This is a genomic window from Ruegeria sp. AL2 (assembly GCF_056540845.1).
Window position 1 is genome coordinate 1 of sequence record NZ_JBQFXM010000066.1, and the last position, 1,046, is coordinate 1,046.

General features: G+C 60.5%; 1 protein-coding gene. It reads right to left on the reverse strand.

The window, feature by feature from the left end; genetic code table 11:
- Positions 1-1,046: elongation factor Tu (gene tuf, locus ACR0ID_RS20385; RefSeq protein ID WP_480608416.1), on the reverse strand; the 1,046-nt coding region annotated here is incomplete at both ends.

Consider the following 1,046-nt stretch of genomic DNA (forward strand, 5'->3'; position numbering starts at 1 on the left):
GCGAAGCGCAGGCCCTGCTCCATCGCGATCGGTGCGATCAGTTCAACGCCGAACGACACGTTGTCGCCGGGCATGACCATCTCGGTGCCTTCCGCCAGGGTCACGGTGCCGGTCACGTCAGTCGTACGGAAGTAGAACTGCGGACGGTAGTTCGCGAAGAACGGGGTGTGACGGCCGCCTTCTTCCTTGGTCAGGATATAGGCTTCGGCTTCGAACTTGGTGTGCGGTGTAACCGAACCCGGCTTACACAGAACCTGACCACGCTCAACGCCTTCACGGTCCACACCACGCAGCAGGGCGCCGATGTTGTCGCCTGCTTCACCGCGGTCCAGCAGCTTGCGGAACATTTCAACGCCGGTGCAGGTGGTTTTGCTGGTGTCGCGGATGCCGACGATTTCAATCTCGTCGCCAACGTTGATCACGCCACGCTCGATACGGCCGGTCACAACGGTACCACGGCCCGAGATCGAGAACACGTCTTCGATCGGCATCAGGAACGGCTGGTCAACAGCACGCTCGGGCGTGTCGATATATTCGTCAACAGCCGCCATCAGCTCGCGGATCTTGTTCTCGCCGATTTCAGGGTCACGGCCTTCCATCGCGGCCAGAGCCGAACCTGCGATGATCGGAATATCGTCGCCGGGGTATTCATACGAAGACAGCAGCTCGCGGATTTCCATTTCCACCAGTTCCAGCAGCTCTTCGTCGTCAACCTGGTCAACCTTGTTCATGAACACGACCATCTTCGGGATGCCAACCTGGCGGCCCAGCAGGATGTGCTCGCGGGTCTGCGGCATCGGGCCGTCCGCGGCGTTCACAACCAGGATCGCGCCGTCCATCTGAGCAGCACCGGTGATCATGTTCTTGACGTAGTCGGCGTGGCCGGGGCAGTCGACATGCGCATAGTGGCGCGCGTCGGTCTCGTATTCCACATGCGCGGTCGAGATGGTGATGCCGCGGGCTTTCTCTTCCGGCGCGCCGTCAATCTGGTCATACGCCTTGAAGTCACCAAAATACTTGGTGATCGCTGCGGTCAGCGTCGTCTT